Raw genomic sequence first — 25,195 nt, 5'->3', positions numbered from 1 at the left:
CGGAGCGGCAATCCGGCACCTGAGGGCGTGCAGGTCACGCGGCCTGTCGGGCACTACGGGCGAGGGGCAGTTCGGGGAGGTGTTGAGTTCGCAGGATCTACAACTCGACACCCTGAGCTTGTCATAACGTAAGTTATCGGCACTCACATGGGGCAGGTAAAAGGCCCATTTGTGCCACGGTGTGTTCCAGGCGTGTTTACGGATGGTCGTCGTCCTCGGTGATCTGGTCCAAGGCAGCGGTGAGATCGTCCTCGCTGGGTAGCGACTCCTGCTCGGCGGCGGGCAGGCTCGCGTAGCTGAAGGTTGAGACGGCCAAGGGTGCGCCGGCTTGGTTCAGTGCGTAACGGACGACGCGATCGTTGCGGCTGCCGCAGACCAGGATCCCGACAGTCGGGGCATGCGAGGCGCGGCGCAGGCGGTCCTCGACGAGAGCGACGTAGAACTGCAGCTGTCCGGCATGTTCGGGCTTGAACTTGCCGGTCTTGAGTTCGATGACGACGTACCGCAATTGCTCGACGTGGAAGAACAGCAGGTCGGCATAGAAGTCCTCGCCGCCGACGTCGAAGTGGACTTGCCTTCCCACGAAGGCGAATCCCGGGCCGAGCTCCCGCAATGTATCGACGATCCGGTCGGTCAGAGACTCCTCGAGCTCACGCTCGGCGACCTCGCCAGACAGGTCCAGGAAATCAAGGATCAGCGGGTCCTTGGCGATCTGCTGTGCCAGCTCGGAATCTTGCGCAACAAGCTGTTGCGCAAAGTTGGACGGAGCCGCCCCGGTGCGTTCGAGGGCGCTGCTGGCGATCATGTTGGTGAGCACGTTGCGCGACCAGCCGTGCTCGACGGCCGCGGCTGCGTACTTGTCCCGATCTTCCTGGGCGCTGAGTTTGTCCAGCAGTACAGTCACGTGCCCCCAGGGCAGGTACGCAACAGGCTGTTGCGCGATTGGCCCCGCCGCCCAGGCGCCGGCGAAGGTCGCCATGTACTGCAGGTTCCGGGCAGAAAAGCCTTTCATCTGGGGGAACTCGACCCGAAGATCCTCGGCGAGCCTGCGGATCACACCGCTACCCCACTCGTGCCGGGCGCTCTCCTCGCGCACGGCCTGCCCGAGGGACCAGTACAACTCGATCAGCTGGGTGTTGACCCTGCGCTGCGCCGTGACCTGCGCTCGTCGGACCCTGTCCTTGAGGTCCTCGACGAGGCGCCCATAGTTGGATGGCAGGTCCAGGTCCCGGGAGTTCACCCGCCCATCCTGACAGGCCCACCCCTGCGACCCTGCAAGCTGGTCAGCAAGAACCCCCGCATTCGCTGTGTTCGCCAATCGCTCCCTGTGGGGTGATCGTCAACCGGGACACCGCCATAGCCTCCTGCTGATACGTGCTCGTGGCCGATCTTCATGATTGGCGGGCCGCATAAGGCTGTGACCTCGTCGTATTTGCTGCGCTGCTTGGACGTGCCACACCGGCATGAGCCGGGTTTAGGGTTCGTGCTGCGCGAGCCTGCGCTTGGGAGTTCGTTTAAGAAGTGTCGCGTTAGGCGATCGTCAAATACGACACGCACTGAGAGGGGAGTAGTAGGGATGGAAAAAGTGCAGAAAGTGGGCGGCACATCAGATGCTCGGCCGACGGGAGAGATGCTGCACCGGTCGCCCACGGAGGTGGCGCGAATCGTTGCCGCGGAACGTGGCTGGAGTTTTGTCGAGGGCGGCGCACTCATCGATCGGGAAGGGGTCTCTGTCGCACCGTCTATTGAAGATGCCAGCAGGGCCATGATTTCACTGGGATGGATCCATGCGCGCTCTGGTGTCGCTGTGGATTGGCGGGCCATCCAGCCCAATGAGGCGGAAGGTGATGTCCGAGCCGTGCTGGGAATTGGTGCTAAGCCTGATCGTTTGCCAGGCGGCGCGCCGGCGGAGCTTGTTGGCCTCCTTGATCTCACTGATGCGGAGCTCAAGATGCTCGCAAGAGACGTGCGTATCCGCAGCATCGTCCATTCCGATCTGACCGAGGAGGGGTTGATTTGAGGCCGCCCCCGGCCGCTCTGCGGTGGTAGCACCGCCTCTAATGGCGGCCGAGTGACTGCCGCCTGGGCAAAGGCCACCGTTGCAATATCTGAGGGCAGCGCCGGTATGACGGCTGACGCGCCGGTCCCGACCCGTTAGTGGGATGCATCTGGCTCGCCGCTGGTGGTACCCGCTCCGACGGGTGCTCTTCCCCCACAGTCAACGCTCCATATCGTGCGCGGGCTACTCAGCGCGCGCGGAATGCGGTAACGTCGGTAACGAATAGTGTTACCGGTTTCCCGTTACCCAACTCGAAAGGACCATCATGTCGTCGTCGGAGAAGATCGCGCATGCGTACGGCGTGCTGGTCGCGCGTGGGGACAAGGTCACCGTGCGGGCGGTGCAGAAACAGGCGGGGGTGCGGATCGGCGAGGTGGCGGCGTGGATGCGCGAGCACGCCGCGGGTGCAGCCGGCGAGGTGCCGGAGGCCCCGGACTTGTCGGAGCCGATGTCGGCGATGGTGGCCTCGGTGTGGGCGGCGGCGTGGAAGCGCGCCGCCGAGCAGGCAGACGAGGCCACTGCGGTGGCGCTCGATGCTGCCCGTGCCGGCGAGGCCGATGCCCTCGCTGCGGCGGAGTCCGCCACGGCGCAACGAGCAGACGCCGACGCGGCCAGGGAGGAGGCGGTCCGGGACGCGGAGCAGTTGCGGGCCGAGCTGGCCCAGGTTCGCCAGCAACTCGAGACGATGCAGCGTCAGGCAGAGCAGGCGCGCGCCCAGGCCGAGGAGGCCGACCGTGCCCGGGTGCGGGCCGAGGCCACCTCGGACACCTTGCGTGAACTGCTGGACGCGTTTCGTTCCTCCGGGCAGGCCGCCGAGGACAAGTAGCGATCCGCACCGTGGTGGCCTTGTCGTGTCGGACCGGGCGAGCACACTGACAAAGCAGGACTGCCAATGAACAAGTGGCTCGGAGCTCCGCCGGTTGAGTTCGGGTCGTAACAGCCGGAACGCCAACACGGGGGGCGTCATGTGGGATCTGCAGACCGCGGTACAGGCCGTGGCGGTGGTCGCGGTGGCATCGCTTCTGGTGCCGCCGCTGGCGCGCGGCATCGGAGGCATCTGCGCCGTGATCGGCTTCTGTGGGGTGGTGAAGTCGAGCTCCTGGGCGCCGACGGTGATGGCGTTGGGGATGGTGTCGTGGTTTGTCGGGCACTGGTCGTTCATGGTGCGCAACGATGTGCATTACCGGTCGCGTCTGGCACGTGTGGTGATCGACAAGACGCCGTTGTAGTGGGCGATTCCGCGTTACTGGCAGTTGCGCCGCCAAAGACGCATAGCGGCCGCCCGCTGACACTTCCCACCCCGACCGATACAACTATGGCCCCACCTCTTTGGTGGGGCCATAGCTGTAGGTGTTTGGAGACGATTCTAGAACAGTGGGGGCTCGTCTAGTGGTGCGGTGTTGCCGCAAGCTTGGGCGTAGGCCTTGGGGTTCCATCCGCCGGCGACCGCGTCGCGGACGGCGAGGGAGCGGGCGTGCCGGTCGTGGCGTTCGGTGGTGTTGCGGATGATTCCGGTGCGTCCGCAGGCGACCGCGTAGAGCAGGTTCGCTGATTGGGTTGAGGCGATGAGATGGTCCGGGTCTAGGCGCACGCACAAGGGTTCGTTGCAGCGGTGTTCACCGATCGCCTCGGCGGTCAGTTGGCCGGCGACTAGGAGGGCGAAGCGGTGCGCGTACTCGGTTCTGCTGACGCCGCCTTGTCGCCAGGTGATCCGTCCGTACCCGTCGGAGATGGCGCCGGTCCAGATGTGGCATCCATTGCCCGGGGCGCGCACGACACGTGAGCCAAACGCGGCGATCGCTGCTTCGGTCGGAGGCAGTGTCGAGTCGTACGGCCTGGACCGCCTCGGGGCAGGTCGGGGCCGGGGACGGGCGTCCATTCCCGGCAGCGGGATGTCCTCGAACCATCCGCCGGAGACGGGCTCAGTGCTGTTGGTCACCGTTGGTGTCCGCCGAGGTCTGATCCGCCGCTGGCGTGTCACCGCCGTCGGCATCGTTGACCGTGTCGTCGGTGTCGGTGGTGTTGTCCTTCGCGGCGCGGATCGCCGCCCCGACCTCGCGGGCAGACAGTCCGGTCATCTCCGCCAGATCGGCCTGCACCACGCCCAGGTCCCGAAGCTCGACCAGCGCCTGACCGAGGGCGATCTGCGCGTCATCGCGGGCATCGATCGCCGAGAACGCCGCGACCAGCTTGGCCTCGCGCTTGCGTGCCCGCTCCAGCTCGTCGGCCATCGCCTGACGAGCCCTCGCGCGTGCGGTTTGTGAACGTGAATCAGTCTTGGTAGCCGCCATGACACCCGACCCTATTTCCCCACCCATCGTGCCGCAATGCCCAACCACCATGCCGCCGTCATCGTCTCGCCGTCCTGGTCCCCGATCGCCGCACCACATCTAGCACCGGCCGTGCTAGATCATCCTCGCCGTCGCTCGCTTAAACTGCCACACACAGTATGCACTTCTAGTGAACGACGGCAAACACCTGGTCAGCGCCCTGCGGCCTCGTGGGGCGTAGACGCCCCGCCACCGGCCGCATACTCTGGAGGCTGTGATGAGTCTGCGAGCGGTTCACGCAGGGACTGGATACCAGTACCTGCTGCGCTCGGTCGCGACCCATGACGCCGACCCCGAAGGCAAGTCACTGTCGGACTACTACGCCGCCAAAGGCACCCCACCGGGGGTCTGGATCGGCTCCGGACTGACCGGATTGAACTCCGAGACCGCGACCGTCGGGGCCACCGTGACCGAGGAACAGATGGCCGCCCTGTACGGGGAGGGACTGCACCCGGACACCGACCAGAAGATGGCCGACGGCGCCCCCCTCGCGGCCTGCAAGTTGGGCCGAAGTTTCCCGATCTACACCGGCGGCGTCGAGGTCCTTCAGGCAATTGCTACTGCCGAGAAAACCTTCCTCGTCACGGAAGGACGGCGCCCCACCGTCGAGGAGCGAGGCCAGATCGCCGAAGGTACGGCCCGCCCGTTCTACACCCGAGAGTTCGGCTACGAGCACGCCTCCGGGGAAGACGTCATCGCCTGGGTCAACCGGGAACGCGACCGCGTCAAACAAGCCGTCGCCGGATTCGATTTCACGTTCTCTCCGGTGAAAAGTGTCAGCGTCTGGTGGGCACTGGCCGACGAGAACACCGCCTCCCACATCGCCGCGCTGCATCACGAAGCCGTCGCCGAAGCCTTGGCGTGGGCCGAGGACAACGCCATCTACACCAGGGTCGGGACCGGAGGCATCAAACAGGTCAAAACCGGCGGGATCATCGCCTCCGAGTTCACCCATTTTGACACCCGAGGCGGCGACCCGGACCTGCACTCGCACGTGCTGATCGCCAACAAAGTCCAGGCCCCCGACGGGCGCTGGCTCTCCCTGGACGGGCGGGCCATCTTCCAGATGCATCAGGCGATCTCGTCGCGCTACGACGCGATCCTGCACGACAAACTCACCCGGGGAATGGGCGTGGAATTCCAGGCCCACTACCCGCACCCGGACAAGGCACCGATCTGGGAAATCGCCGGCATCGACCGCAAGCTGATCGACGCTTTCTCCTCACGACGGGCGATGGCCCGCCCGGTCTACAACCAGCTCGTTGCCGACTACGTCGAAAGGCACGGCCGCCAACCCGGACAGCGCGCCTCGTATGCCCTGTGGCAGAAAGCCATCCTGGATACCCGCGACGCCAAAAAGCCGGCCCTGTCGCTGGACGAGCACCGCGCCGGCTGGCGCGAGGTGGCCGCACAGATCGTCGATGAGCACGCTCTGGACACCCTCACCGAACGGGTCACCCGGCACGGCAAGGCCGGAGTCGAGCGGGGCATCTTCAACGCCGACACTCATGCCCGCGCCGTGGCTGAAAAGGCTGTCGCGGCGGTGACGGCCAGGCGCGCACAGTTCCGCCGCTCGCACGTTCAGACCGCGGTGTCGACCGCACTCAAGGGATACGTGTTCACCAGCGAGCAGACCCTGGAACAGGCGCACCAGGCGGTGATGGCCACCGCCATGGATGAGTTGGTCATCCCTTTGACCCCACCAGAAATCCTCGACCTGCCGGGTGCCCTGACCCGTCCGGACGGGGCCGGGGTGGACCGGCACGCCAACACCGAAAAGTTCACCACCCACGCCGTCCTGGACGCCGAACAGCTTGCCCTGGACGCTGCGCGTACCCCGGTCGCGGTCACCGCCCCGGCAGCGGTCCTCGAGCATGTCCTGGCCGAATACGAGACAAGCGAAGGGTGGAGCCTGAATGCCGGCCAGCGGGCGCTGGCCGGGCACCTGGTCGGGGCGGGAACCCTGCTCGCTGCCGGCGTCGGACCGGCCGGCACCGGCAAGACCGCCTCTATGAAGATCGTCGCCGACACCTGGCACGCAACCGGACACACCGTGATCGGACTGGCCCCCTCGGCGGCCGCCGCGGCCATCCTGTCCGAGGACATCGGCGCCGACTGCCACACCATCGACTCACTGACGTTCACGTGGCTGGGCCGCAACCCCAACCAGCCCGGCCGCACCCTCGCAGCCCTGCCGGTGGCCATCGGCCCCGGCGACATGCTGCTGGTGGATGAAGCCGGCATGGCCAGCACCGAGAACCTGGCCGCCTTGACCGAGATCGCCGCCGAATCCGGGGCCGTCCTGCGTCTGGTCGGCGACCCCAAACAGCTTTCGGCCGTGGAGACCGGAGGCCTGCTGGCCGACCTGACCCGCACCCCGGGAACCCCCGAACTGCGCGAGGTCATGCGCATGGGCTCAGACACCGACCAAGCCGAAGCCACCTTGGGCCTTCGTGACGGTGACACCGACGCCCTGGCCCTCTACACCGACCGGGGATGGCTCACCGGTGGGCACCGGGAGCAGATGCTCACCGACGCCGCACACGCCTTCCTGGCAGACACTACTGCTGGCCGTCGCTGTCTGGTGATCGCCTCCACCAACACCGACGTCGACACCCTCAACGACCTCATCCGCGCCGACCGCATCAGCACCGGGCTGGTCGACGACACCCACACCATGCGCGTGTCCCGGGGCGATGCCGTCGGTGTCGGGGACACCGTCATCGCCCGCACCAACGCCACCCTCCACACCGACAACGACCGCACCCCCCTGGGCCGGGTCATCAACGGCCAACTGTTCACCGTCACCGGCATCACCGACGACGGCGCCCTGGCCGTGCGCGACCAGAACACCGGCGCCGACATGCTCATCCCCGCCAGCTACGCCCACACCAACATCCACCTCGGATACGCCAGCACCATCCACCGCGCCCAAGGCGCCACCGTCGACACCACCCACGCCGTCATCGACAACACCGTCGACCGCGCCGGCCTATACGTCGCCATGACCCGCGGCAAAAAAGAAAACCGTGCCTACACGGTGTGCGAGCACTCCCTCGACCTGGGCGCCGAAGACGCCCACATGCACTCGGTCGGCGACCAGAACGCCCCCACACCCACACAGGTCCTGACCAATGTGCTGGGCCGCGACACCCGCAACACCTCAGCCATTGACACCCTGCGGCAGGAATACACCACCGCCACCGCACCCGAACGCCTCGAACAGCTCTACCGCCACGGCGCAGAACTAGCCGCTCAAACCTTCACCGCGAACACCCTGCCCGACTACCTCGACGCACTCCCCCGCACCCACACCCACCAACTCGAGGCCGACCCCGCAGCGCGGGCTGACCTCGAACACGCCTGGACCGAAGCAGCCCAAGCAGGCCTGGACCCCCGCGAACTGTGGCTCGAGGCCACCGACAACCTCGACACCGCGAAATCCGCAGGCGCCGTCATCGCACACCGGATACGTCACGTGACCAGAGGAAACGGCGAACCCGACGCCCTGCCCACTCCCCCACCAGAAACCACCACAAGCGACTCCGAACTCGCCACCTGGCTGACCGCCACCCGCGAAAAGCTCACCACCACCCCGGACGACACAGGCACGCCCGACGCCGACGACTTCGTCGCCTCCTACCTCGAACACCGCGCCGCAGAACACGAGCATGGACCGGACGTCGAGCCCCTGGGGGCCTCTTCGGATTGGGGGCCGACGACAGGACCGGACACCTCCCCCGACCTGTGGTGACATGCCTGGTCTCACAGGGACAGCCACCCATGGTGGTGTCAGGCAGCGGTGGCAGCCCACTGATGGGGTGCGAGCAGCATGTCGGGGGCCGGCAGCGCGGCCCGAGCCGCGGCAACAAGTTCCCACCAACTACCGGGATCGTGCTCCCGGTGCCGCTCCTGCGCGGCCATCGCCGCGCCCCATGTTGTTGCCTGTACCGGGGGGCCGGTACTGGTGACGCCATAGGCCAATGCGATATCGACCGGGTGGACGTTCTCGGCCTCATCCGGGGTGGGAAACATGCCCCACTCGGCCAGCGCATCGGAGCGCTCCGGCTGATAGCGGGTGGTGAACCACCACACGAACACCGCCGACTGCAGCCTGTACAAACGCACCCGATCAGCGTGTGCTCCCGTCACTCCGGCCAGGGCCGCAGCCCGAGCCAATCGGGAACGGCCCTGATAGGCGCGCCCACTGGAGGTGGCCAAGCCGTAGGACTGGAGCGCAGCAATCTTGCTGCGAACCGTTGACGCACACACCCCCAGCCGAGCCGCTACCTGCTTGACCGACAACCGTTCGCTGCTCAGCAACTCCCATACCCGCAACCCGAGTACTCCCAGCGAGCGAGCGTGCCAGATATCAGCGCGAGCACGCTCCAGCTCCCCCTGCAGCCTCCGCTCTAGCTCTGCGGAAAATACTGCACCACTTCTTTGTTTCCCGCCCCCGGGTCTTCCGACCCTCCAGACTGCCGCCCAGGGGCCTGCTGATCTTTGGACCCGCGCAATCCAGCCCTGCTGGATCAACACCTTCAGACGGCTGGTCACGACGTCTCGCGTCAGGCCGACGGCGATGGCCCAGTCGCGCTCGGACAGCTGCACGTTGTCTGCGGCTGCTGCCAGGGTCCTGGCCGCCAAGCCCAGGAGAAGCAGCCGATCCTGGGCCCCGGTCTTACCGGCCCATCTGTCGGGCTGGGCGTTCATCCGGGGCAACAGCTCAGCGACGATCGCTTCGGCTGCCCGGCGGGCCGGTGAGGGCGCGGTGGTGCTGCGGGGGGTAAAGCTGGCCGCGGTGACCGCTTTGGCCCACTGGCGGGTCAACTCGGCTTCCGCATCGAATCGAGGGGTGCGCTCGCCCGCACTGGTGCGGCTAGTCCGTACAAACTCCAACCCGGGCCAGCGGTCGGTGAAAGCAGCCTCGTGCACGTCGCGATACTGCATCCGAGCGTGGGCGCAGGCCAACAGGATTGACCACCCCACCGCAGAGGCATCCGTTCGGGCACTGATCGGGGCGCGGGCAAGTGCACGTATCTGCGGGTTCAGGGGGCGCCTGGGCCCGGCAAGGCACGGGTGCCCTTGCACATCGACGTGCACAGGAATCGGGACGATCCCAGCACCGGCGGTGGAGGTGCCCTTAGTCTGAGGGGGTTGTGTCAGCCGCGTGCGAACTGTGCGCAAAACGCGCAGGGACACCGGGCGAATATGGGGATCTGTCAGGGGCATCGATGTGCCGCCGGCGCGGTGGGGTGCGCTTGGGGCGCGGACACAACCTGTACGCGAGTTGGACAGCGGGCCCCGATCCAGCGAGGGCCACGCGGCGCTGAAAGCGTCGATGATCGGTGCCAGGCGCTGCGGGGAGACGGCGGTGCTCAGCCGGATCCATACGTGGTATCCCCCACCAGGTCCTGACGAGCACACCAAGTGCTCGATGCCCGTGGCAGTCAGGGCAGCTGTGCACGCGGCGAGGTCTTTGTCCGCGGTTGAGCCGGCATGGTGGGCGTCGAAATCGAGGGCGAGGAGCCGAAACTTGCCCGATTCATCGGTCAAGTGCAGCGCGAAAGGCGTCCCCTCCCCCGGCGCGCCGTCGGTGAGGCGCCTGGTGGAGGCGAAGGTGTGCGCCTTGTGCAAGTCGACACGCACATACGGGCGCGGACTCCACGCGCACACCACAGAGTCCCACCACCAGGTGGAATCTCGGGTTGTGAGGTTATCGAGGTCAGAGCGAGACACGCCGATCAGAGCGACTGGACCATCCGATGGGTATGACTTACTCTGAGAGGTGCCTGGAAGCACAGCTCTCCTAATTGGTGAGCAACACCGAGTTTGAGCGGTAACTCGAACTCTTGACTTTCGATCCCGGTCCACCTGCCAGTGGGCCGGGATTAGTCATTTCAGGGTTGCGGGGTGTTCAACTGTTGGCCGGGCACGGGCCGGCCACCGCTTCACGCTGAAATTGCCTCCTCATCTGCAGGTGGAACTACGGCCTCGGGCAGGCCAAGATTGATGGCGGCGAGGTCAGCCAAGTACTGAGACATCGAGACGCCTCTAGACCTGGCTTCCACCCGAAGTGCCTCGTACACCTCAGGGGCCATACGGACGGGCACGCGCATGCGCTCGCCGAATGACGGTCGCCCGGGGCCCCGCTGCTTCGTCGCCATGGGAGGAAAACTCCCACACTTGGCGCCACAAATCCTATCGACACGCCTAGGTGAGGTGGAGTTTTTGGCGCCGTCTACGGCTCTGTCGGCGGTCAGCGGCGGCGGCACACCAGCATCGGTACTTACCGAAACACCAACACCGGTGCATACCGTAATACCGTCAACGGTCGAACGGTGGTTCCCGCTGTACCGCTAATGGTCCAAAGGTATTTCGGGACGTTCGGCGTGGCTGGCACACTCCTGTGCTGAGGTTTTGGTATCAAGGTAATGACCAGAACGGGTACAGCGGTATCTCGGTATAAGAGGATAGAGGTGTAGCGGGTTTTGAAGATTGCGGTAGTTAACACCAAGGGTGGCGTCGGTAAGACGACCACCGCCATTTACCTAGCGACGGTCGCGAGCGCGCAGGGCAAGTCGACTGAGTTGCTAGACGCGGATCCTCAGGGGTCCGCCACTAGTTGGGCTGAGATTGCGACGGAGGGGGGTGTGCCTTTGCCGTTTCAAGTCTCGCCCGCGAACAAGATCACGCTTTCGCGCGCATCTAGTAGCGATATCACAGTGATCGACACGCCTCCGGGTGCTGCTGACATCATTCAGGCCGCGATCGATGCGGCGGATGTTGTCGTGGTCCCCACTGCGCCGTCTGGGTTAGACCTCCAGCGCGTCTGGCCAACGTTGGAGGCTGCTGCGCATAAGCCAGCTGGCGTCCTTCTCACGAGCGTTGAGCTCGGCACTAAGCTGCTTGAGCTCACGAAGGAGGCCCTTGAATCGGAAGGGGTGTTCGTATTCGAGAATGTGATTGGGAAGCGACAGGCGATACGCCAGTCATTCGGCATATGTCCAACAAGCTTCTTCGGCTATCGAGACCTGATGGACGAGATCGTTGAGGTGACTAAATGAGTGGCAAATCGGAACCGGTGAGCCGTAGTTTGCGCCCACGGGCCGCAGCTCCCATCCGGCCGGTCTCGGAGACGTTCTCTGCTTCCGAAGCCGCACGCCCGGCCGGTCCTCGGCGTACGAAGACATCTCTAGCGCTTGATGTTGAGGTGTACCGGAGAGCGAAGATCGCGGCCATCCAGCAAGGGGAGACGGTGTCTGAGTTTATCGAGGCCGCTATCCGAAACGCGCTTCCTGAGTAGTTTCACCCAGTGGTAAACACCGTAGTCGGCAAAAAGGGATTGAGGTATATACCGCTGCATGGTTCTGGGTCGCTTTCCTGCTGGCAGAACTCTCGGCGGCCGGGCCGCGTTGACCCACTTGTGTTCCCGCGTATCGGTGCAGTCGATGACTGGATGATGTTCATGCCGTTAGTGGGCCGCCCTTGGTGGCTTCGAGATCCTGGGTAACGAGCAGTTCTAGCAGCTTCGGCTTGTCTGCTTAGGCGTTGGAACTTGCAATCGCGAGCCGTGCCGACTGCGGATCGTCGAAACGCGTCCTACCGGCGTCTGCGAGTGGCGTCTCATCGAACGCCCGGTGGCGACTCTGAGTGGGACGGAGTCACTTGTAGACGTCGCCGCGGTGCCCAATGCGCAGCACAAGTACGACGAGAGCGTCATCCTCGATGTCGTAGATGATGCGGTAGTCGCCCACGCGGATGCGGAGTTCGCCATCGCCTCCGGCGAGCTGAATCGCGCCAGGCGGTCGCGGTGTCACCGCGAGGGCCTCGATGGCGCGGACGATTCGCTTTTGCTCGGTGGGATGGACTTTGCGGAGGGCTTTGGCGGCCGAGGGCTTATAGGTGATCGAATAGGGCATCAGCGAGTGGGGTGCGCAGGTTTACAGGCCCAGTTCCGCCATGAGCTCCTCGTGGGAGATGCTGCCGCCCTCACGGCGAGCGTCGGCCGCGCCCTGAACGTCGGCCTGATCCTCCAGGGCCTGCAGTGCCCGGTCGAAGAACTCCGGCGAGACGACAACGGCGCGACGACGGCTGCCACGGCTGAGGATCTCCACAGGCGCCCGCTGTGCGGCGTCGAGCACCTTGCTCTGATGGGCGCGGAAGTTACTGAGCGTCGTGGTCACCATGACCCCAATAGTACATCTTGTACAACTCGCGGTCTAGTGGTCCGTAGATGCCGCGCGCAGTGGGATCGACTCGTCTCTCCTGATCCGCACACTTGACGGAATCTGACATTATCGGCACTCGACGGTCTTTTGGTGTTTGCCCAGTGTGGCGCTGGCGCACAGGGCTTCGTGACGACCATGCTCCAACTCGGGGAGGGTGGCGCTGCCTGGTGTGCATGTAGATAGCTGTTACTTGTAGACGACGCCGCGGTGCCCACCGCCTAGAACGAGTACAACGAAGGCGTCGTCTTCGATGTCGTAGACGATGCGGTAGCTGCCAACCCGTATACGGTACGCCTTCGCCTCCAGCGAGTTGGATTGCTCCGGGCGGTCGCGGCGTCACCGCGAGTGCTTCAATCGATGATCGAAATAAGTATGAGATTCGTCAGTTATGGAATCTAGGCGCAGTACCCTTTAACCAGCCAAGGCGTTTGAGGTCGTCCCATAGCCAGCTAAGTGCTAGGCGAGTCGCGGGCCGGTAGCCGAGGATGTCGAAGCTGCCGAAGTGAATTGAGAACGACGCCGCGAACGGCTCGTAGGCGGGGCGACCGAGGATTCGTTGCTCGTGCCAGTTGTAGAGCTCTTCATGGTCGTCGCGAAGTTCCGCGTCACGAGCCTCGTCGTTGAGTGTGAGCGACACCGTGTTGATTATGGAGGTGCGATCCAGGGGCGCTCCATTGTGAGCGCTTATGGGTTTCAGCAGCCATGCAAGACTGGGTTCTGGAGGTCCCCAAGTGTCGGGACCATTGGCGTCAGAGGTTGTATGGCGCACGTTGCCGTAGAACTCAACCGGCATCAGACCCCGGATACCGAGAGTATCGCCGAAGTTTGGGGTGAGCAGCGACGTTAGTTCGAGGTAGCAGTTCATCGCCGCAGCGGCGACGGCCTCGGCGCGGGCCAGGATTGTTGCTGGATGATATTGACCCCACGGCGCTTCGTGGGACGGGCCGATGTCCGGACCTGGGTAGAGCGCAGACGTTGCGTCTGGATGCTGGTCTTCCGGCACCATCGGAGAACCTAGGTTCTTCGATCGGCGCATATCGATAATTTCATTATGGAGAACACTGTCCTGCGAGTAAACCACCTGGTCAGCGACGATCGCGAGCCTCTCGCCGATGTCAGAGCCGAGGTGATCCCGCATGGTTTCCCAGATCCAATTGGGACCGGTTGTAATGGGATGAGTCTTCAACGAAATTGATCGGTTGAGAGCGAAGGGCGAGGTGCCGGACAGTGAGGTGACCCTGTCTAGCGGCGGTCCGGGAAGTTCATCCCGGATTAGCCACGAAATCCGTAGAGACCATGCCTCCACATCGACTGCGAGGGCGATCCGCTCAAGACTGGCCGTTCCGGTCATTTGCGCCGGGAATGTCGCGAGGGCGAGCGGTCCCAGTCCTGCGATCCAGGCTTCTGCTGCGAATCGAAGACGGGCACCAATTTTTGCCCAGTCAGCAGAGTTGTAGTCGGGATTCGTGCGCGCGAGTCCTCCAGCGTGTGTCTCCTTAATGACCCACGCTGCAGCACCGGGGTTCCATCGGACGAGCCTGTCCATCACCAGGTCTGCTCGGCCGGGCTCGCCGGCGGCCAGCACGATAGCCAGAACGTACTTCCACCGATCGAACGACTCGAGAGAGGTCATTTCCTCATTGAGGTCGACTTCCTCCTCAAGGATCGCTTTGGCGGCGAACCACTGCTCGAAGGTCGCGAGCGAGAACGCGCAAGTCCGTCCTGTCCGGGTCACTAGCGACGACCCCCGCACACGGGCGGCAATCTGCGCCGTGGTGAATCGCGCGGGATCGATTGGCTTGCCGTCGCGGATGGTCTCGACCGCTAATCGTTTTAGCTCGGCGTAGAGATCGAAACCTTCGCGTTCGACGATGTCGTCGACGACGCGGTCGACAAGTTCGGGGATGCCGTTGGCACCTTCGGCCGCCGAGGCGTGGCGCGCGATGAGCAGCGCGAACAGAGGTCGCCGAGCGGCCTCGGTGAGCTGGTCACTCAGGGGTGGCAGTTGCCGTCCAGCAACGGTCGTCATCAACCGACCGGCATGCCCGTCGTCCAGGAGTGGTGCGGCTACTTCGCGAACGGGTGAAGCTGGGTCGACAGCCCGTGCGGTGAGCACTACTCGCGATTTCGGCCAACGGTTAACGAGATTCCTAGCCTCGGCGAGCGTTCTGGTCGCATCCTCGGTGTGCTCGTCGAGGCCATCAACGACCACATCGACCCCCTGACTCGCCAGCGACTGGATGCCGATTTCCCCCACCAGGAAGTCTTCGATTGCCTTATTCAGCGTCCCCGAGCTGAGCCACACCGGTATCGGGCCCGCCGAATCCGCTTGTGCTGTGACCAGGTTGGATCGATGCCATTCTTCTGCCATATCCGACTTGCCTGACCCCAGTGCGCCGACCAAGACACAAGCATCGCCAGCGTTTAGAACTCGCAGATAGTCCGGAACTACAACGTGCTGGCCAAGCGACCGCTCAGCCTGGGCCTCTTCTAGGCCCGCCCCAAGGCGCCGTTGGCGCCGGCGTTGTTCCGACGCCTCGGTAGCGATGTCGATGTATTTTTCGTGTCCGAACACTGCATATGGGGTGGCGGCAGTCGGCGCAGGCGGCGCAGCTTCACCGTCCAGAACCGTCTCGACCCACTCCTCGTGCTGGGACTTCCACTGGTGGAGCAGCTCTACGGGAAATGACTCGGGCTGTGAATCGATCTGCTGATGGTGATAGTTGCACAGCAGGATCAGGTTTTCGTACCGATTTCGCTCCACCAGCGTCATCGGTGAATCACCGCGAGGTCCGGTGGGCTTTTCGGCCACGATGTGCGCGTCTTCGCAGAGTACTGCCAACCGATTGTGCGGGGTCGCTGCGGCGGTCAGCACCCGTCGGCAACCTGGGAATGCGCAGCGGTTACCAGAGCGCTGATGCAGCTTGCGCTGCTCGGACACCGGAATGGACACGGTCTATTCTCGCCGACCCCGACTAAGTGCCGCCATCAGGGGGTCGGCGTTTCATGTACTGGTCTGATCAGGTGCAGGACGCGGCGCAAGTACTGCCCGAGGTCAGCTGTGGGTTCGGAGGCAGGGCGTACATCGCCACGCATCTGTGCGTGCCGCGGTGGTTCGTCTGTTTCCTCTTCGAAGGCACGCTGGAGGCCGTCATGCTCTTCGCCTCTGAGCCGAAACTGAGGAAGGCCCCGTCCGGTGGGCTGGGGCCTTCTCGTGCGCTGCCTCTGAGCTTCAGTGGGGTACACCCGTGCGGGACGGCACGCCGCCAACCGTCGCCGCTGTGGCTTTCGCCGTTATATGGCGGGGTTCTGTCGACGCTCTGTGGCGGCATCTGCTCATGGCGATACACGCGAGCACCGGTCTGGTCACAGATAGCGGCAGACGGTCGTGGTGTCGCATTTGGTGGGGTCGCTGGTGGTGGCACTGTGGTGAAGGTGCGCGACGGTGTGTCGCAGTGCTTGCAGGTCGGCGATTTGGCGGTCCAGGTCGCCCAGGTGGGCTTCGAGCAGGGCGTGCACGTGCTGGCAGGGTGCGACTCCGGCGTCGCGGATGTCGAGGATCTCGCGAATCTGGGCCAGGGTGAGCCCAGCGGTGCGGCCGCGGCGAACGAAGTCCAGGCGCGCCAGGGCCGCAGGGGTGTAGTCGCGGTATCCGTTGGCGGTGCGCTCAGGCGCAGGTAGTAGGCCGGCTTCTTCGTAGAAGCGCAGCGTCTTGGTTGTGGTGCCGCTGGCCACGGCCAACTCACCGATGCGCACAGTGGCCCCTTTCTCGGCTCTCGTCCATGTTCGCCTTGACCTTCCCCTGCGCTGGAACGTCCACTATGGACGCTGAAGAGGGGTCACGCGAAGGAAGGTGGGCAAATGGGTGTGGACTACGACGTCGATCTGGCCGTGATCGGCTCAGGAGGCGCGGCGATGTCCGCCGCCATCGCGGCCAGCCAGGCCGGTAAGAGCGTCGTGCTGGTTGAGCGCGGTGTTCTGGGCGGGACGTGCGTGAACATCGGCTGCGTGCCGTCCAAGACGCTCCTGGCGGCCGCCGGGGCCCGGCACGCCGCGCTCACCAATCCCTTCAAAGGTGCCCCAACGTCAGCCGCACCGGTGAACCTCGGCGATCTGGTGGCCCAGAAGGACGCACTCATCGAGCGCCTGCGTGATGCGAGGTACGCCGATGTGGCCGCTGCCTACGGCTTCCAGGTCCGCCCAGGCCAGGCCAGCTTCCTGGACGGGGACACCCTGGCCGTCGACGGCCAGGCGCTGCGGGCCCGGGCCTATCTGGTCGCCACCGGTGCCACCCCCGCCATCCCGGAGGTGGTCGGTCTCGACTCTGTGGACCGGCTGACGTCCACCACCGCGATGCAGCTGACCGAGCTGCCTGAGTCCCTGGTCGTTATCGGTGGCGGGTACGTCGGGATGGAGCAGGCCCAGCTGTTCGCTCACCTCGGCACCCGGGTCTCTGTGGTCGGGCGTCTGGCGCCGCACGCCGAGCCGGAGCTGGCCCAGAGACTTCGGGAAGTCTTCACCGACGACGGCATCACCGTGGTCGAAGAGCGCGCGACCACTGTGGCCCGCGAACCAGGCCCCGCAGGAGAGGTGGTGGTGACCACGGACTCGGGCGAACAGGTGCGCGGCGCGCAGGTCCTGGTGGCCACCGGACGCCTGCCCCGCACCGACGGCCTGAACCTGGCCGCTGCCGGTGTGGACGTGGACGAGCGCGGCTTCGTCGTGGTCGACCAGACCCAGCGCACCTCCAACCCGCGCGTCTGGGCCGCCGGTGACGTCTCGGGGGCTCCCCAGTACGTCTACGCCGCCGCCGCCGGCGGTCGGGCCGCCGCGCTCAACGCCCTGACCGAGGACAGGTACCCGCCGGCAGCTCGGGTCGACTACGCCGGCTTTCCTGCGGTCGTGTTCACCCGGCCCCAGCTGGCCTCGGCGGGGTTGACCGAGGACGAGGCCCTCACCCGAGGGCACGCGTGCGACTGCCGCGTCCTGGACCTGTCCGATGTCCCCCGGGCGCTCGTCCAGCACGACACCCGCGGGGCGGTGAAGCTCGTCGCCGACGCCGTGAGCGGCAAGGTTCTGGGCGTGCACGCTCTGGCGGACGGGGCCGGGGAGATCATGCTGGCGGCCACCTACGCCATCAAAAGCGGCATGACCGTCGACGATCTGGCCGACACCTGGGCGCCGTACCTGACCATGAGCGAAAGCCTGCGCATCGTGGCCGGCCTCTTCCGAAACCAGATGCCGACGTCATGCTGCGCCTGAAACCCGCGGCCCCAGCGGGGTGGACGAGGGCTCCCGCGGCGGCCCGCCTGGCGCCGTGAATGTGCCTTAAAAACCTACAGGTTTTCAAGACACTAGACACCGTCAAGGACCGCGACCACTTTTGAGCAGGTTTCCTGGCTCTACGGCCACCCGCCGGTGTCTCATTAAGTCATCTTGTCGACATTCGTCTCAGGATCGGCCTCGGTAGGGGTTTATGGGGCATCATCGGGCCATGAGGCATCTGGGGTACACCCGCGTCAGTACCGCGAGTCAGGACGCGCAGTTGCAGTTGGATGCACTCGTAGATTCCGGGGTTCAGAAGCGCGACGTCTTCTCTGACGTCACCTCGGGGAGCCGGGCCGCGATCGAGCGCCCGGGGATGAAGCGGCTGATGGACTACGTCGAGCCCGGCGATACCGTCGTGGTGTGGCGCATTGACCGCCTCGGTCGCTCCCTGATCGATGTCCTCAATACCGTGAACCTGCTTCGCGACAAGGGCGTGAAGATCCGGTCGCTCTCGGACGGCATCGACCCGGAGACCACCTCCGGCCGGTTGATGCTGGGCATGCTCGCCACCCTGGCCGAGTACGAACGCGAGCTCATCACCGAGCGAGTCAATGCCGGGATCGCTGCGGCGAGGCAGAGCGGCACCAGGTTCGGCCGGCCCCCGGTCGACCCCGCAGTGATCGCTGAAAAACTCGACATTGCCCAAAGTGCTCGAAGAAAGGGGCGCACCGCCGCCGAAGCGGCCAGCTTGGTCGGATGGTCCCGCGCCACCCTCTACCGCCACCAGCAAGCCGCCCGAGCCCTCGAGGCACTCGACCACTAATGGCAGCGGCCATCGCCAGGCATCACCGCTAGAACGCCGCCACTGGGCAGCGCGATCTGCCAGTACACCCGTGTGGGACAACAGGCGATCTGGCGTCGTCGCTGTGTCACAGGGTCGATTCCGTTATTTATGAAACGCCATCTCGTGGGGTCTAGTGTCTATCGATACAGAGTCCGGGCGAAAGGGTCTGCTGATGGATGATCGGATCGGGACGTTGTTGAATCGGGCGGGTGATGGTGGCGAGGAGGTGCTCATCGTCAGCCGTGGGAGCGTGCGGACCCGGTTCCGCCGCCGGGACGAGCTGGGTTGGAACTTTCGGGTGGAGTCGACGGACTCGGAGAACATCATCGAGCAGAACCCGAAGCGAAAGCCGAAGTCGAATCCGGAGCCGGCTCGCCGGGCCTCGCGTCCTCGTGGGCAGCGGGTGGCGTACGTGCGGGTGTCGGCGGCCGATCAGAACGAGGCGCGTCAGCTCGAGGCGGTGGGGGAGTGCGACCGGGTCTATATCGAGAAACAGTCCGCCCGCTCGCGTGCCGATCGCGTGAAGCTCGAAGAGTGCATCGGATACCTGCGAGATGGTGACGAGCTGGTTGTTGCGTCGATGGACCGTCTCGCTCGTTCGTTGGTTGATCTCAAGCAGATCGTCGGCGAGATCACCGCCAAGGGCGCCAGTGTGGAGTTCGTCCACGAGCGGGCCACCTACGCCGCCGGCGCCCAGGATCCTCGCGCAGACCTGATGCTCTCACTGCTCGGGGCGTTCGCCGAGTTCGAGAGGGCCATCATCCGTGAACGCCAGGCCGAGGGCATCGCCATCGCCAAGGCGAAGGGCAAGTACAAGGGACGCAAACGAGTCCTGACCGCCGAGCAGATCGACAAGGCCCGCGCACGCATCGAGGCAGGGGAGGGGCCATCAGCGATCGCCCGCGATCTCGGCGTGGGTCGGTCGACCCTCTACCGCGCTCTCCAACGGGTAGAAGCCGGATCCGCAGACGTGGCGCACTGAGGTCGAGCGAGGTGCCTATAGAGCCTCGTCGGATCGGACAGGTCCGGCGAGGAGTTGCTCGCCGAGGGCGAAGCCGGCTGCGTCGAGCACTTTCGCCCGGGTATACGAGCGGGAGGGGGCGGCGTGGTCTGAGAAGACCACGGTGGCGTGCGTAGTGGCGAGCTGGTCAATCACTCCTTCGTTCTCCCGGTAGATCCGGCTAAGCAGTTCCAGGGAACGGTCGTTGACGGTATTGAATGCCGCACGCTCGCCTGGAGAGACGATGCTGCGCAGGCCCGCTCGTAGATAAGTGTCAAACGCGGGGATGTTTCACCACACACCGAGCATCACCTTCGTGACCGCGGTGGCGTGTTCGTTCCCGTCCGGGAGCAGGGCGTCCCTGATGTCGGCGTATGCCGAGATGAGCGCCGCCCGGGCCTGGTTGTCGGTGTAATCGGAGAGATCGAGGTCGCGCACTGTAGGGGAGTGGCGGGCGATCGCCTCGATCGTCGCGATGTAGTGCCGAGGGTGGGCGTTCTTGAAGAGCCAGGATGAGCCACGAAGCATGCCCCAGCTGGCCAGGTAGTAGCCGAGTTGGAGACAACTCATCTCCATCTCGGCAGTCGGGTCGTCGGTAGCTGAGAAATAGTTGAAGCAGAAGTCCCAGCTCCATTCCCGGCGGCCAGTGGCTGCCCCGTCTCGAACGACGGGTGCAGCGAGACCTGCGACGGCGGCGGATATGGCACCCGGCTCGATGGAGTACATGGTGTAAACGTACGGGTCAGCTACGACAGTCATCATCGAACGGGACACTGGCCCGCTATGGATTGCGAGGGGCGCTGTTGCAGCTAACCGTGCTCTATACGCCCCGCTCGCACGACATGTATTTGATTTCTGCGACCAGGGCCGAGAGGTGGCCAACCTACCCCGCGGGCAGGAGCGATAGGGGATCGACTTGTGGTGCCCCGCCGTCTTTCGTTGGATTCAGTTCGCGGCGGTCCGCATCATCTCGACGGCGTCGACCATGCCGTATCGCTGTTCCAGTACTTGGAGTACGTACTCAAGAGTTTCGGGAGGGTTGGTGCGCCGGGCGATCATTGTTCGCAGCGCGCGGACCGCAGCATCGGGCGACACCGCAACCGTGTCAGCAACAAACACAGCTGGTTTGATCACTTGGATCTGAGCGGGCACTCTCCCTCGGGGGAGGTCTGAGACGTTATCGGACACAATCGCCTCTGCACCACCGATGACAGCTGCTGCCACGAGGTGCTCATCGTCCGGATCCGGGAGGTTAAATGAACCGTCCAGTATCTCCCAGCCAATGACACATGCATCGTCGAACGCAGCTGTCATCTGCTCGACGAGGTGCGCTGCTTGTGCCGCGGCGTCGTCCGGATCGGCGCCGCGGCCAACGAGTTTGCGCGCCTCGTGGAACTCGAGCTCTTCGAGGATGGCGCCCGACCATAGGGGGCGATAGAGGTTCTCGGCCGCGAGTGAGAGCAGGACATCGCGTTGCAGGCTCGGCCACAGCACGCAGGTGTCGAGAACGGCTACGAACATGGGTTGATTGTGTCAGCCAGCTTTCTTCGCCGTCTTGCGACGTGCTGCGACTGCTTTACGGGCCTGGCGCAGCTGCTCTCGGATAACCTCCGGGTCGTCTTCGGCGTCGATGGCTACCGACGTCGCCGCTATGGCGTCGTACTGTCGTGTCCGGCGGGCGTCCCGGTAGGCAAGCACGTCGTCGAGCAGCAGCCGATGCCGATTCCCGACCCGCTCTGCAGCGATCTGTTCGTCGTTGATCAACCGGACGATTGTTGGCCGGCTTACGCCAAGCAGGTCGGCGGCCTGCTGCGTCGTGAGGGTCATGCTCTGCGGCGCCACGGTGACAGCTCGGCCCTGAGACATTGCCTCAACTACCCGCTTGAGGACCTGATGAAGGTTCTCGGGAAGCTCGATTCGATCGTGCTCGTCGATTCCGACCAAGGCGTATGAAGGCTGGGCGGTAGTCCCTACTGACCGTTCATGGGCTTGCAGGAAACTCAGCACCGGCGCAAACCGCTCAGCATGCTCGGGCAGGAACGTCTCAGACGCGAGCGCTTGGGATTGCGTCGCCATGCTGAACCACCTCTCTGTGAGAACAAAACGAAATCGCTTTCGATACGTTCGAATATGCCACGTCGTGTCGAAAAAGTCCACCACGGCCAAGTCCACCACGGACACTAGGGGCGACCATGTTCGATGGCCACTGCTCGTCGAGCTGCCTGTCGAGAGCGTTGACCGGACCGTGCCTAGGTGTGTCGCGGCAGAGGGCCGTCTACTGCGACATGGGGAATCGGTCCAACAAAGCGGTCAGCGTGCAGCGTGGGGGGTCGGCGGGTAGTACAGCGGGTCCAGTCGGAAGACCCGCCGCGAAAAGGTTCGGTACTGCCCCTCTATCTCCGTGTCGACGAACTTCTCCTGCATGTGCGCTGCCCCCGAGGCGACAAGTCCTTCCAGGCCTCGATTTCGGGTCGTCTCCGATAGTCCGTGGCGCTCTTTGAAGTACTTGGGGCTAAACCAGATCCCGTCGGTCTCGTGAGTTTCTGCGCGGTAGTAGTAGGTCAGAAGCAAGAACATCGCAAGCGACGCCCCGTCTAGGTCCCCAATCAGTCCCTGCGTCCATAGTCTCTCGGACAGCCGGAAGTAGCCGCTTCCGCCGTCGGCGTAGGGGAGCGAGTAGTCGCCGTGAGGCGGCGTTTCGTTAAGTAGCGTCACTTTTGAGTTGTAGCCCCTTCGGCCGGGTTCGAGACGGATGAACCCGCGCCTGTCGAGTTCATGGAGGTTGGTGGAGACCGACCGGGCGCCCCTCGCTGCCCCATCCGGGAGTCCGATTATCTCTGCCCACCATCGCGCCGGCCTTGAGGCTGTATGAGGGGGAGCGGAGGCGACCCAAAGGAGGCTCAGGAGTAAGGCGAGCCGGGTGCGCCCGCCGCGGCCGCCGCCGCCGGCGCTAGTGCTGCTCATCAGTGAGCCCATGGGCGACTGGAGCTGTCCCTCGCCGATGGTTACAAACGCTCGCCGAACTGGTGCTCCCATGCGCGCTCGGTTGCCTAGCCTCGACGCGAACTCCCGAGCCTCACTGGCTGGCTGTGAGGTGCTCACAACGCCCCAATCATGTTGCTATTACATTGGACTAGGGTTTAACGGGGGGTCAAATCCACGCTAGCGACATTACCACGCCTTCGACTGTAGCCAACACGGTTCGAAGGCTGTAGCGTCGTAACTGCGACAACCCCTTCACGAGTGAGATCAGCTCATGGGGTCGTCCCGGCAGTTGGGTAGGTGCGACCAGGTCAGATCGCGCACGCGTTTCGATGAATGCAGGCGGGCCCCAGGTATGGGTTACGTACGTACTCAGAGAAGGGCGCCCCAAGCTACTGCCGCCGACGCGAAAATGTCGTTGGCGGAGGTCCCCGAAGCGCACGGGGCCTCCGCTAGTTTTCTGCTCATTCGTGTGAGGTCTTCGCGATGCTTTGGCTGCGGGGCCTAGCTTTTCGGTGGTTTGGTTCGCCGTCGCTGGCCGGCGCAGATAGGTAACAGTGAGTCGTGACCAAAAGATCCGAAGAGGTTGATGACACGACGCGCTGGGGCAGCGCCCTCCTTATGGCACGGGCACGTGCCGACGTCGTGGCCCGGGCGCTTTCCGGCATCGTGGGAGTCGTCTTCGTTGTCGGCGTCGGTGTGCTGATCACTGTCAGTGGGTGGTCCCGTGTTCGTCAGAACTGGGACGCAGGCGAGCCGTGGTTCACCGGATTCCAAGCCGCATCCATCGCCACCCCGATCGCTGCACTGATAGCGGCGGGCGCTGCGATCACCACCGCGAAGTGGGGACTAAATGCCGAGCGCGACCGCCGTAGGGTCGAGCGGCGCGATACAACTGAACGCACGCTCCGAGACCGGTTTCATGAATTAGTCAAACTCCTGGCGGCCGACGAGTTGCGGGCGCGAGAGGGAGCCGCGCACGCAATCGTCGCGCTAGCTGATGACTGGACCACCCACTACCGACACGATCCGCACAAGGCGCAGTCGGAGCAGCAAGTGTGCGTCGAAGTGCTGATCTCGCAATTACGCGATCCGCTCCCCGACCCGTTGAACGCAACCACGTATTCGCAGGCAACAGCGTTCAAGCACACGATCCAAAAACTCGTCAGATCACGACTCGGAGTTGCCGGCATCAGCCACCCGGTCCCCGGCGTCTGGTCATCGCTCGATCTCATCTTCGACGGCTGCGTCTTTCATGATCTCGATTTCTCCGACTGCGTCCTCTCCGGTGACGCGGTGTCGTTCAACGGTGCGAGTTTTAACGGAGAGCGGACATCCTTTGACGGTGCGTACTTGGACGGGCAGCGAGTGTCGTTCGACGGCGCGCGCTTCAACACAAACGCAGTATCGTTCAGCGATGCGCAGTTCATTGGGTGGCGGGCCTCGTTCGACGGCACGCGTTTCATCTCGGAGTCCGTGTCGTTCAGCTCCGCGCTCTTTACGGGAAGCGACGCGTCTTTTGTGCGCGCGGGTTTCGCTGCGGAGACCGTGTCATTCAACGGTGCAAGCTTCGTCGGAGCGTCGGTGTCATTCGAGGATGCGCACTTCGCCGGCGGGTACGTGTCGTTCAACGGTTCACACTTCACCGCGCGCACATGGTTCGACGGAGCACACTTTGCCGCAGAGATCGTGTCGTTCGACGGTTCGCACTTCACCGGGAAATTCGTGTCGTTTGCGGACTCGCGCTTCACAAGCAGGGGAGTGGGGTTCCGCTTCGAAGAGCTAGACGTGAAGCAACAAGTGCTTTTGGGGGATGTGGTCTCGACACTGCCCCGTGACGACTTCGCCCCACTTATGAACGCAAAAACCGTGATTGCAAGTGGGTCGCGGTTTGGGGTAAGCGCGAACGACGTGCCGGCGTGTCAGACGTGCCGAGTACTGACGTTTGCCTTCGAGCGAATGTCGCCAAGATGACCTTCCAGTCGCCTCATAGGATGAAGTCCAGAGCAGTAGGGCACCCTAGTCGCACTGTGACTGATCTACGGCGCAAGGCGTCTGAGTAGTGCCCGAGCTGCGGCATCGTAGAGCGACGGGGCTGCGTGGATGAGTCGTTGCTCGCGATGGCTCTGCTTTGCATAACGTCTGGTTGCCGGAGGCTAAAGGCGGTCTGAATATAGCCGCTGTTCAAGGCCGTGATGGCCGGATATCTGCAGTTCAGGCACCCAGCTTTGAAAGAGTCGGGCCCCTTGGTCGAGACGTTTCTCGATCAGCGAAAGTCGTAGTCCTCATCCATCCCGCTAGATAGCCAAATTTCCTCAGCGCCAGCGAAACTGGATTCGGGATGGAAGTCGTTAGGGTCACCCTCGTCGCCCCAGGATGAACCGTCGTCTAGGTGGTCCTCCCCTTGCATGCACCGGCACGGAAACAACTGCTGTGCGACTACTTCTCCGTTGACAACCTCGTTAACAATGCGAATCATGT

General features: G+C 64.3%; 22 protein-coding genes. 9 read left to right on the top strand and 13 right to left on the bottom strand.

What is annotated here, in order from left to right; translation table 11 throughout:
- Nucleotides 1-196: 196 nt before the first annotated feature.
- The gene (locus NJE57_RS17760; protein WP_319029830.1) at nt 197-1,240 is read right to left on the bottom strand and encodes a PDDEXK nuclease domain-containing protein; all 1,044 of its coding nucleotides are present in this window, start codon (nt 1,238-1,240) and stop codon (nt 197-199) included.
- A gap of 336 nt (nt 1,241-1,576) precedes the next feature.
- Here NJE57_RS17760 and NJE57_RS17755 point away from each other — a divergent pair, with 336 nt between their 5' ends.
- The 3 genes from NJE57_RS17755 (at nt 1,577) to NJE57_RS17745 (ending at nt 3,288) form a co-directional block, all read left to right on the top strand.
- Nucleotides 1,577-2,020, top strand: coding sequence for a hypothetical protein (locus NJE57_RS17755; RefSeq protein ID WP_319029828.1), 444 nt, complete (start codon nt 1,577-1,579; stop codon nt 2,018-2,020).
- 304 nt (nt 2,021-2,324) lie between these two features.
- The gene (locus NJE57_RS17750; RefSeq protein WP_319029827.1) at nt 2,325-2,885 is read left to right on the top strand and encodes a DNA-binding protein; all 561 of its coding nucleotides are present in this window, start codon (nt 2,325-2,327) and stop codon (nt 2,883-2,885) included.
- Nucleotides 2,886-3,024: 139 nt separating this feature from the next.
- On the top strand, nt 3,025-3,288 hold the full coding sequence (locus NJE57_RS17745) for a hypothetical protein (RefSeq protein ID WP_319029826.1): 264 nt from the start codon (nt 3,025-3,027) through the stop codon (nt 3,286-3,288).
- Nucleotides 3,289-3,425: 137 nt separating this feature from the next.
- Here NJE57_RS17745 and NJE57_RS17740 read toward each other — a convergent pair whose 3' ends face one another.
- Both NJE57_RS17740 and NJE57_RS17735 read right to left on the bottom strand, forming a co-directional pair.
- A complete protein-coding gene (locus NJE57_RS17740; protein WP_319029824.1) occupies nt 3,426-3,998 on the bottom strand; it encodes a hypothetical protein in 573 nt (190 codons plus the stop codon).
- On the bottom strand, nt 3,982-4,290 hold the full coding sequence (locus NJE57_RS17735; protein WP_319029822.1) for a hypothetical protein: 309 nt from the start codon (nt 4,288-4,290) through the stop codon (nt 3,982-3,984). The genes NJE57_RS17740 and NJE57_RS17735 overlap by 17 nt, the downstream gene beginning before the upstream one ends.
- Before the next feature lie 316 nt (nt 4,291-4,606).
- Between NJE57_RS17735 and mobF the strand changes: the two genes are divergently transcribed.
- Nucleotides 4,607-8,143 carry a MobF family relaxase gene (gene mobF, locus NJE57_RS17730; protein WP_319029820.1) on the top strand — a complete coding sequence of 1,179 codons (3,537 nt, stop codon included), beginning with the start codon at nt 4,607-4,609 and terminating at the stop codon, nt 8,141-8,143.
- Nucleotides 8,144-8,181: 38 nt separating this feature from the next.
- Here the strand turns inward: mobF and NJE57_RS17725 are convergent, their stop codons facing one another.
- Complete coding sequence (locus tag NJE57_RS17725; protein ID WP_319029818.1) at nt 8,182-9,339, bottom strand: hypothetical protein; 1,158 nt, start codon at nt 9,337-9,339, stop codon at nt 8,182-8,184.
- A 1,541-nt stretch (nt 9,340-10,880) separates the two neighbouring features.
- On the opposite strand from NJE57_RS17725, the gene NJE57_RS17720 reads away from it, so the two are divergent.
- Nucleotides 10,881-11,456, top strand: a complete 576-nt coding sequence (locus NJE57_RS17720; RefSeq protein WP_033098518.1) for a ParA family protein — start codon at nt 10,881-10,883, stop codon at nt 11,454-11,456.
- Nucleotides 11,457-12,053: 597 nt separating this feature from the next.
- Here NJE57_RS17720 and NJE57_RS17715 read toward each other — a convergent pair.
- The 5 genes from NJE57_RS17715 to NJE57_RS17700 all read right to left on the bottom strand — a co-directional run bounded on the left by NJE57_RS17715 (nt 12,054) and on the right by NJE57_RS17700 (nt 16,376).
- Entirely contained in the window at nt 12,054-12,311 is a 258-nt protein-coding gene (locus NJE57_RS17715; RefSeq protein ID WP_032375740.1) for a type II toxin-antitoxin system RelE family toxin, read from the bottom strand.
- Nucleotides 12,312-12,332: 21 nt separating this feature from the next.
- The gene (locus NJE57_RS17710; protein ID WP_033098516.1) at nt 12,333-12,578 is read right to left on the bottom strand and encodes a type II toxin-antitoxin system Phd/YefM family antitoxin; all 246 of its coding nucleotides are present in this window, start codon (nt 12,576-12,578) and stop codon (nt 12,333-12,335) included.
- A gap of 228 nt (nt 12,579-12,806) precedes the next feature.
- On the bottom strand, nt 12,807-12,884 hold the full coding sequence (locus NJE57_RS20045; protein ID WP_413464434.1) for a type II toxin-antitoxin system RelE family toxin: 78 nt from the start codon (nt 12,882-12,884) through the stop codon (nt 12,807-12,809).
- A 118-nt stretch (nt 12,885-13,002) separates the two neighbouring features.
- Nucleotides 13,003-15,573, bottom strand: a complete 2,571-nt coding sequence (locus tag NJE57_RS17705; protein ID WP_157126996.1) for a hypothetical protein — start codon at nt 15,571-15,573, stop codon at nt 13,003-13,005.
- A gap of 413 nt (nt 15,574-15,986) precedes the next feature.
- A complete protein-coding gene (locus tag NJE57_RS17700; protein WP_007928756.1) occupies nt 15,987-16,376 on the bottom strand; it encodes a heavy metal-responsive transcriptional regulator in 390 nt (129 codons plus the stop codon).
- 105 nt (nt 16,377-16,481) lie between these two features.
- Here NJE57_RS17700 and merA point away from each other — a divergent pair, with 105 nt between their 5' ends.
- From merA to NJE57_RS17685, 3 genes are all read left to right on the top strand, one after another.
- Nucleotides 16,482-17,882, top strand: a complete 1,401-nt coding sequence (merA, locus tag NJE57_RS17695; RefSeq protein WP_319029816.1) for a mercury(II) reductase — start codon at nt 16,482-16,484, stop codon at nt 17,880-17,882.
- A gap of 232 nt (nt 17,883-18,114) precedes the next feature.
- Nucleotides 18,115-18,711 (top strand): recombinase family protein, encoded by a 597-nt coding sequence (locus NJE57_RS17690; RefSeq protein WP_067719579.1) that lies wholly within the window; start codon nt 18,115-18,117, stop codon nt 18,709-18,711.
- Between the two features lie 193 nt (nt 18,712-18,904).
- On the top strand, nt 18,905-19,714 hold the full coding sequence (locus NJE57_RS17685) for a recombinase family protein (protein ID WP_319029814.1): 810 nt from the start codon (nt 18,905-18,907) through the stop codon (nt 19,712-19,714).
- Nucleotides 19,715-20,023: 309 nt separating this feature from the next.
- Here NJE57_RS17685 and NJE57_RS17680 read toward each other — a convergent pair whose 3' ends face one another.
- The 4 genes from NJE57_RS17680 to NJE57_RS17665 form a co-directional block, all read right to left on the bottom strand.
- The gene (locus NJE57_RS17680) at nt 20,024-20,458 is read right to left on the bottom strand and encodes a hypothetical protein (protein ID WP_319029812.1); all 435 of its coding nucleotides are present in this window, start codon (nt 20,456-20,458) and stop codon (nt 20,024-20,026) included.
- 219 nt (nt 20,459-20,677) lie between these two features.
- On the bottom strand, nt 20,678-21,253 hold the full coding sequence (locus tag NJE57_RS17675) for a PIN domain-containing protein (RefSeq protein ID WP_319029811.1): 576 nt from the start codon (nt 21,251-21,253) through the stop codon (nt 20,678-20,680).
- A gap of 12 nt (nt 21,254-21,265) precedes the next feature.
- The gene (locus NJE57_RS17670; RefSeq protein WP_319029810.1) at nt 21,266-21,808 is read right to left on the bottom strand and encodes an excisionase family DNA-binding protein; all 543 of its coding nucleotides are present in this window, start codon (nt 21,806-21,808) and stop codon (nt 21,266-21,268) included.
- 234 nt (nt 21,809-22,042) lie between these two features.
- Nucleotides 22,043-22,696: a hypothetical protein gene (locus NJE57_RS17665; RefSeq protein WP_319029809.1), complete on the bottom strand. Its 654-nt coding sequence runs from the start codon at nt 22,694-22,696 to the stop codon at nt 22,043-22,045.
- 582 nt (nt 22,697-23,278) lie between these two features.
- Here NJE57_RS17665 and NJE57_RS17660 point away from each other — a divergent pair.
- The gene (locus NJE57_RS17660) at nt 23,279-24,688 is read left to right on the top strand and encodes a pentapeptide repeat-containing protein (protein ID WP_319029808.1); all 1,410 of its coding nucleotides are present in this window, start codon (nt 23,279-23,281) and stop codon (nt 24,686-24,688) included.
- Nucleotides 24,689-25,195: the final 507 nt, after the last annotated feature.

Source organism: Dietzia sp. PP-33, from assembly GCF_033790845.1.
GTDB lineage: Bacteria > Actinomycetota > Actinomycetes > Mycobacteriales > Mycobacteriaceae > Dietzia.
The sequence above is the reverse complement of the archived record's forward strand: the minus strand, read 5'-3'. Positions and strand labels throughout refer to the sequence as shown.